The organism is Lacinutrix mariniflava (genome assembly GCF_001418015.1).
Taxonomy (GTDB): Bacteria; Bacteroidota; Bacteroidia; order Flavobacteriales; family Flavobacteriaceae; genus Lacinutrix; species Lacinutrix mariniflava.
Window position 1 is genome coordinate 20,032 of record NZ_LIQG01000019.1, and the last position, 7,155, is coordinate 27,186.

The 7,155-nt window shown below is 32.6% G+C and carries 6 protein-coding genes; 4 read left to right on the plus strand and 2 right to left on the minus strand.

The features are described 5' to 3' along the window. Nucleotides 1-36 precede the first annotated feature (36 nt). Both ASC44_RS03240 and lon read right to left on the minus strand, forming a co-directional pair. On the minus strand, nucleotides 37-1,284 hold the full coding sequence (locus ASC44_RS03240; RefSeq protein ID WP_055446194.1) for a LysM peptidoglycan-binding domain-containing protein: 1,248 nt from the start codon (nucleotides 1,282-1,284) through the stop codon (nucleotides 37-39). A 2-nt stretch (nucleotides 1,285-1,286) separates the two neighbouring features. After that, on the minus strand, nucleotides 1,287-3,734 hold the full coding sequence (lon, locus tag ASC44_RS03245) for an endopeptidase La (RefSeq protein WP_055446195.1): 2,448 nt from the start codon (nucleotides 3,732-3,734) through the stop codon (nucleotides 1,287-1,289). A 334-nt stretch (nucleotides 3,735-4,068) separates the two neighbouring features. Between lon and ASC44_RS03250 the strand changes: the two genes are divergently transcribed. From ASC44_RS03250 to ASC44_RS03265, 4 genes are all read left to right on the plus strand, one after another. Further along, nucleotides 4,069-4,626 carry an RNA polymerase sigma factor gene (locus ASC44_RS03250; protein WP_055446196.1) on the plus strand — a complete coding sequence of 186 codons (558 nt, stop codon included), beginning with the start codon at nucleotides 4,069-4,071 and terminating at the stop codon, nucleotides 4,624-4,626. Between the two features lie 87 nt (nucleotides 4,627-4,713). Continuing rightward, nucleotides 4,714-5,277, plus strand: a complete 564-nt coding sequence (locus tag ASC44_RS03255) for a hypothetical protein (protein WP_055446197.1) — start codon at nucleotides 4,714-4,716, stop codon at nucleotides 5,275-5,277. After that, complete coding sequence (locus ASC44_RS03260; protein WP_055446198.1) at nucleotides 5,258-6,352, plus strand: hypothetical protein; 1,095 nt, start codon at nucleotides 5,258-5,260, stop codon at nucleotides 6,350-6,352. The genes ASC44_RS03255 and ASC44_RS03260 overlap by 20 nt, the downstream gene beginning before the upstream one ends. 37 nt (nucleotides 6,353-6,389) lie before the next feature. Beyond that, a complete protein-coding gene (locus tag ASC44_RS03265) occupies nucleotides 6,390-7,124 on the plus strand; it encodes a head GIN domain-containing protein (RefSeq protein WP_055446199.1) in 735 nt (244 codons plus the stop codon). Nucleotides 7,125-7,155 lie beyond the last annotated feature (31 nt).

The window sequence follows — 7,155 nt, forward strand, 5'->3', positions numbered from 1 at the left end:
TTTTTAACCTCCTTGAAGAAGGAAATTCTATTTTAATTATTTTTTTGGAGTCACTTTTAATTTCTGACCAATATCAAGATTATTATTCTTTAAATTGTTCAGTTTTTTAATCGCATCTACAGTCATACCATGTTGGTTGGCAATAGACCATAACGAGTTACCTTTAACTACAGTATAATAAGTAGCTTTGGTTTTATTTTCTTCGGAATCGCTCTTGGCAGCAACTTCCTTTTCTTTAGTTAATTCTTCTTCTTTAGAAACCTCAACTTCTTTTTCTGTTTTTCTAACTGAAGCTATTGCTTGCTTCGCTTTTTCAGCAGTAGTTTTTTCAGCTTTTGGCTTGTTCTCAAAAACCATAACCTTTCTACCATTAGCAGTCTCTTCTATTTTAGCTTCAGGATTAGATTCTTGTATCTCCTCTAATGCTTTATCAGAAACGTTTTTTGCTTCCTTTTCAATTACTTTTACCGCTTCTACAACTTCAACAGCATCTTCCTTAACAGGCTCCTCTGCCTCCAATTCCGCTTCTAAAGCTAACATTTCGGCTTTAAGTCTTGCAAGTTTCTCTTTTTTAGATTCAACTTTTACTACTGCCTTTGGTGTTTCAACTACAACAACCTCTTTCTTTTTTACTTCAGTCTTAACTGTTTTTACCTCTTTACTTATAGCTTCGGAAAGCGTATTCAAAGTATCGTCTTCCTCTGTGTCTTCTGCATTATCCAATCCAAAAATAGGATTCTTAATACTTGTTTCTGCTTTATATACAGCAGCCGAAGGTTTCTCCTCTGTTTTCTTAATTTCAATAACCTTACTTTCTACTTCTGCAACAGAAGGTGGAGCAGCAAACTGTCCAGGAGATTCACCTGGACGCAGTCTTGCTATAATATGCTCTTCTCCCGCCGAACTAATAACTGGGCTACTAGATTTAACAAGTTCTTTTTTTACAATTTTAAGTTTACTACCAATTTTTAAATTAGCAGTCGCTACTTTATTATGCTTTTTAAGTTCTGAAACAGTAACGCCATTTTTTTTCGCTACAGCAGATAATGTCTCGCCTTTTTTTATAGTATGGCTAGTAATATTTGTGTAAACAACACCACTTGCTGTAGTTTCTAATTGTGTTGGATCTGTTTTTGAATGCTCGCGAAAGGTAAATTCTCCAGTTTTAGTAGACATAAAGGCTTCTTTGCCTTCAACGTTTATTGGAAGAAATTCTTCCTCAACTTCTTGAGCATAAACTCCTAATGACAGTAAACTGAATAAACCAATTGCGATTGCTTTCATTTTTATAATTTTTTAGCGTTTTTTACTTTCTGCTTTGTAATAGCAAATTTCAGAACATCTTTCATATCTGTAACATAGTGAAACGTTAAGCCTTTTAAATAATCTTGCTTAATTTCCTCAATGTCTCTCCTATTGTCTTCACAAAGTAATATTTCTTTTATCCTTGCACGCTTTGCAGCCAATATTTTTTCTTTAATTCCGCCAACTGGTAAAACTTTCCCACGAAGTGTAATTTCTCCAGTCATTGCCAGACTCTTTTTTACTTTACGTTGTGTAAATAAAGAGACTAAAGAGGTTAACATTGTAACTCCTGCACTTGGACCATCTTTAGGTGTTGCTCCTTCTGGAACGTGAATATGCACATTGTATTTATCGAAAACATCTGGATCGATATCAAACTCTTCTGCATTAGCTTTTATATATTCCATTGCTATGGTTGCAGATTCCTTCATGACCTTACCTAAGTTACCAGTAATAGACATTGAACCTTTACCTTTAGATAAAATAGATTCTATAAATAGTATATCGCCACCTACTCTAGTCCAAGCTAAACCTGTAACTACTCCGGCAACATCGTTATTTTCGTATTTATCACGCTCTAATTTTGGGCCTCCTAAAACTTCTATAACAGTATCATTAGTTACTTTAAGATCGTAGTCTTCTTCCATTGCAATATTCATGGCAGCATAACGCACCATTTTTGCAATTTGCTTATCTAAGCTTCTTACTCCAGATTCTCTTGTATAACCTTCTACTATTTTTTCTATTTGTGGCTTACCTAGCTTTAAGTGCTTATCTTCTAAACCATGCTCTTTTAGTTGCTTTGGCAATAAATGACGTTTACCAATTTCTACTTTCTCTTCAATAGTATAACCAGTAACATTTATAATTTCCATTCTATCTCTTAGTGCAGGTTGTATGCTTCCTAAACTATTAGAGGTTGCTATAAATAACACCTTAGACAGATCGTAACCCATTTCAAGGAAATTATCATGAAACTCGCTATTTTGCTCTGGATCTAAAACTTCTAATAAAGCAGACGATGGATCACCTTGATTAGAGTTCGTTAATTTATCTATCTCATCTAGTACAAATACAGGGTTAGATGTTCCTGCCTTTTTTAAAGATTGGATTATACGTCCTGGCATAGCACCAATGTATGTTTTACGGTGTCCTCTAATTTCGGCTTCGTCTCTTAAACCACCTAAAGACATACGTACATACTCTCTACCTAAAGCTTCTGCTATAGATTTACCTAACGATGTTTTACCAACTCCCGGAGGTCCGTAAAGACAAAGTATTGGCGATTTCATGTCGTTACGCAATTTCAATACTGCTAAGTATTCTATAATACGTTTTTTAACATCATCAAGACCATAGTGATCTCTATCTAGTATCTTTTTAGCACGTTTAAGATCGAATTTATCTTTACTAAATTCATTCCAAGGTAAATCTAGAAACAAGTCTAAGTAGTTACGTTGAATAGAGTATTCTGCAACTTGCGGATTCATGCGTTGCATTTTAGATAATTCCTTTTTAAAATGTTCGCTAACTTTATCGTCCCACTTTTTATCTTTAGCACGCTTTTTCATTTCTTCCATTTCCTCTGCATTGCCACCACCAAGTTCTTCTTGAATGGTTTTCATTTGCTGATTTAAGAAATACTCACGTTGCTGCTGGTTCATATCGCTTTGAACCTTAGATTGGATATCGTTTTTTAACTCCAATTTCTGAAGTTCGATATTCATAAACTTTAAAGTTTCTAAAGCACGTTCTTTAAGATCGTTTATTTCTAAAAGCTTTTGTTTGTCTTCTACAGGAAGATTCATGTTAGACGATACAAAGTTTATTAAAAACGAATCGCTTTCAATATTCTGAATCGCAAAAGAAGCTTCACTTGGAATATTTGGACTGTCTTTAATAATTTGTAACGCTAATTCTTTTATAGAATCTGTTATCGCTTTAAACTCTTTATTCTTTTTTGCTGGCTTTGCTTCCGGTACTTCTCTTACTGTAGCATTAATATAAGGCTCTTCAGTAATAACCTCTGCAACACTAAAACGTTTTTTACCTTGTATAATAACAGTTGTGTTACCATCTGGCATTTTAAGTACTTTAAGAATACGTGCAACAGTACCAACTAAATGTATATCTCCTGCTTTAGGATCTTCGACTGCTTCGTCCTTTTGCGACACTACACCTATAACTTTGTTACCTTTATTGGCATCGTCTATTAATTTAATACTCTTATCTCGTCCTGCAGTAATTGGTATTACAACACCAGGAAATAAAACAGTATTACGCAACGATAAAATTGGTAATGTTTCGGGTAGGTCTTCTTTGTTTATTTTCTCTTCATCTTCTGGTGTCATTAAAGGAATTAACTCTGAATTCTCATCAAAATCCTGCAATGACAAACTGTCTAGACTAATAAAATTAGATTTCTTCATATGTATATTTACGTCATTATGTCACCAATTAGTAATAGGTTAATAATGCTTTTTTTATAAGATTAGTATTCAAAACGACAAAACACATTGACTTCTAGCGTATTATAAGTAGTTCTATGTTTGTATTTGTTAATAAAACTTCAATTAATATGCCAATCTCCTTTAGCTAATAGTTTTACTTACTCTTGTGTGCTTACTATAATAGTAACTCACTGTTCATTATAATTATAACCTTTCATCTTAAAATTAAAAAAAATAAAAAAAATAAATAAATTTTCACAAAACTGTAACAAACTCATTTAACTTATATCTTTACTACAACAAACCATTTAAATTGACATTAACCAAACACAATATCGAGCAGCTCGTGGAGCTTTGTAAAACCGACAACCAATTCGCGCAATTGGAACTGTACAATAGGTATTACAAAGCCATGTACAACACCGCTTACCGTATTGTAAAAAATAGTTTTGAAGCCGAAGACGTTATGCAAGATGCTTTTTTATTAGCATTTTCTAAACTCCATACTTTAAAAGAGATTAAAACCTTTGGAGCTTGGCTAAAACGTATAGTAGTTAACAAAAGTATTTACCATTATAACAAGAGTACAAAGTTTGACGAAGTACCTCTAGACAACGTGCTTTATAAAGTTGAAGACACAGATGGAATTACGGAAGATTACGAGTTTACTAACATACAAGCAAAACAAGTAATGGAAACTATGAAAACCTTAAAAGAGAATTATCGTGTGGCTTTAACGCTTCATTTAATTGAAGGTTTCGATTACGATGAGATAAGCGATATTATGAGAATCACTAGCGCTAATTGTCGCACAACTATTTCAAGAGCAAAAGAAAGTTTAAGAAAAAAAATGCAAGCCTTAGTAGGCTAAAAAACAGGTTTTACAAGCGAAGTCGCAGTGCTTTGTAAAATGAAATAATAATTTAAAGTTTAACGCTTACGCGGAAATACTAAAAATATGAAAGACGATAATATAAATCAGCTTTTCGAGAAATTTCAACACGATTTTGATGTTGAAGCACCAAACCATGGTCATGAAAACAGGTTTTTAGAAAAATTAAAAGCCATAAACCATGCGCAGGACATTGCAGTAGCAAAAACCAACAAGCGTTTATGGAAACCTTTTTTAGGTGTTGCAGCTTCTATTGTATTGCTAGTAACGTTAGCTTTTGGTTTTAACGCAAACACAGAAACTCAAGATTTAGCGAGCGTATCTCCAGAAATGGCGAATACTCAAAATTTCTTTACCTCTGTTATTGCTGAAGAATTAGAGAAAATTAATAGTGAACGTACTCCGGAAACAGAAGCACTTATTGAAGATGCGATGTTACAAATGGAAACATTAGAAACACAATACAAACAATTAAAATTAGACTTAACCGAAAGCGGAAACGATAAGCGCGTTATCCATGCCATGATCGATAATTTTGGGAATAGAATAAACATCCTAAAATCTGTACTAGAAAACATAGAAGGTATCAAAACATTTAAACAAGACAACAATGAAACAATTACACTATAAATTATTCACCATTCTATTATTACTACCTCTGGTAATATTTGCTAGTAATAGTAACGATAGAGATGGTAAGTACAAAAAGGAAAAGACCATTACAAAAACATTTAATGTTAATGAGAATGCTACTCTAAAAGTAGATAATAGCTACGGAAATTTAGATATCGTGACTTGGGATGGTAACACTATAGATTTTGAAATAGTAATTACCACAACTGGCAACGACGAAGAAAAGGTGCAACAGAAATTAGACGGCATAACAGTAGATTTTTCAGGATCTCAAGATTTAGTAACTGCTATTACAAAGTTTAGTAAAAACAAAAGTAAATCTTGGTGGAGTTGGACAGATAATAATACTGTGCAAATGAAAATTAATTACATCATTAAAATACCAATTACCAACAATGTAAACCTAAGTAATGATTATGGTAACATTAATATAGGAACGCTTGAAGGTCGTGCAGAATTAAATTGCGATTATGGTAAGATTACTACTAAAGAACTAATGGCAGATAATAATAGTATTAATTTCGATTATTCTAACAACTGTTATTTCGAGTTTATAAAAGGTGGTAAAATTAATGCCGATTATAGTGGCTTTACTGTCTCTAAAGCTAATACTCTTGAAATTATTGCGGACTACACAAAGTCTAAAGTAGAAGTAGCAGAAAACATAACCTACAATTGCGATTATGGCGGTATTACAATAGACAAAGTAAATAACATAAAAGGTAATGGAGATTATTTAACCGTTTTAATTGGAGACGTATATAAAAACTTAGATATCACTGCAGATTATGGTTCTATTAAAATAAACAAACTACAAAAGAGTGTAAAAAATGTTTCTATAGATAGCGATTATGTAGGCATAAAAATTGGTTACGATTCAATGCTAGCTTTCGACTTCGATATAGAATTAGAATACGGCTCTTTAAAAGATAGTGACGATGTATTAAATTACGTTAAGAAACGTGTGGAATCTTCAGATCGTTATTATACAGGTTACCACAACACTCAAAACTCGGGAAGTTTAGTGAAGGTAAATTCAGAATATGGAAGTGTTACTTTTTATCAGAATTAAAAAAAATCAATCAAAACAATCATTTAAAACTAAAAACATGAAAACATCAAAACACACGCTATTAATAGCTATCGCATTATTAAGTTTCTCTTTTGCTCAAGCACAACTTTGGGGAAGTAAAAAAATAAAAGGTAACGGAGACGTAACTACTATAAAACGATCGACAGCCGACTACGACGAAATTAAATGTGCTGGATCCATGAACTTTGTACTTGTAAAGGGAACAGAAGGGAATATTAAAATTGAAGGAGAAAGTAATTTATTAGAATATATTATTACCGAAGTTGAAGGCAATACACTTAAAATTAAAACTGAAAACAATATTAGTTTAAAGACTAGTTTTAATAAGACTATTACAATTACTATTCCTTTTGAAGATATTGACTATGTTAGTCTTTCTGGATCTGGAGATGTTATTAATAAAGATAAAATTACTGCAAATAAATTTACTGCTAAAGTTTCGGGTTCTGGAGATGTTGTATTGGATGTCGAAGCAAACGATATTACTGCCTCTGTAACTGGCTCTGGAGATTTAACTTTAAATGGTAAGACTAAAGATTTAAAAGCTAGTGTAACTGGTTCTGGAGACTTCCATGGTTATAATTTAGATGCAATTGATGTAGACGCCAAGGTTACTGGTTCTGGAGATGTAGAAATTGTATGTAATGGCGATTTAAACGCAAGAGTAATAGGTTCTGGTGATATTGAGTACAAAGGAAACCCTAAACATGAAGATACTAAAGTTACTGGTTCTGGAAGTATTGGAAATTAGTTTTTATTACTACTAAAAAAAATCCGAAGCA

Bases quoted from the DNA above. Each gene is read 5' to 3' on its own strand.
- ASC44_RS03240 (WP_055446194.1), bottom strand. From the start codon at position 1,284: ATGAAAGCAATCGCAATTGGTTTATTCAGTTTACTGTCATTAGGAGTT.
- lon (WP_055446195.1), bottom strand. From the start codon at position 3,734: ATGAAGAAATCTAATTTTATTAGTCTAGACAGTTTGTCATTGCAGGAT.
- ASC44_RS03255 (WP_055446197.1), top strand. From the start codon at position 4,714: ATGAAAGACGATAATATAAATCAGCTTTTCGAGAAATTTCAACACGAT.
- ASC44_RS03260 (WP_055446198.1), top strand. From the start codon at position 5,258: ATGAAACAATTACACTATAAATTATTCACCATTCTATTATTACTACCT.
- ASC44_RS03265 (WP_055446199.1), top strand. From the start codon at position 6,390: ATGAAAACATCAAAACACACGCTATTAATAGCTATCGCATTATTAAGT.